This is a genomic window from Burkholderia sp. SIMBA_051, from assembly GCF_046534915.1.
In the GTDB taxonomy this organism is placed as follows: Bacteria; Pseudomonadota; Gammaproteobacteria; order Burkholderiales; family Burkholderiaceae; genus Burkholderia; species Burkholderia ambifaria.
This window is the reverse complement of the sequence record NZ_JAWRXS010000052.1, coordinates 1-452: the sequence shown is the minus strand read 5'-3', so window position 1 is coordinate 452 and position 452 is coordinate 1. Positions and strand designations below refer to the sequence as shown.

1 pseudogene is annotated in these 452 nt (G+C 70.1%); it reads left to right on the top strand.

Going from position 1 to position 452, the window contains the following annotated elements:
- Positions 1 to 152: 152 nt before the first annotated feature.
- Positions 153 to 452 (top strand): annotated as a pseudogene (locus SB771_RS33480) (hypothetical protein); the annotation flags it as partial.

Below are 452 nucleotides of genomic sequence, written 5' to 3'. Positions count from 1 at the left end.
ACGCTCACGGGCGACGGCGTAATCGACGGCGGTTACATCACCGGCGGCAAGGGTGTTGCCGCGACGGGCAGCCTCACGACCGTGCGCGCGCCTGGCCGTACGCCAGTGCAGATCGGCCAGCATCTGGGCCTCACCACCTGGTGGTGGCGTTGATGCGGCCCTCCAGAAGCGTGCCCTGGGCGGTACGCCCGACGCTGCTGCGCGGTATCGCGCTTTGTGGTCTTCACATCGCCGCTGCGCATGCCCAGACGCCACCGGGGGCACCTGCCGGTGTCCCGGCGTTGCCGGCGGCACGCCCGGTCCAGGACCCGGCGCAGCAACTGATCGACCAGCAGAAGGAGCGCGCGAGGCAGCAGGAGCTGAACCAGCCGCCCGCGTCAATCACGGTGCCGACACCAGCACAGCAGACGCTCGACGTCCCGCCCGGCACTCCCATCGACCAGATTGCCGAA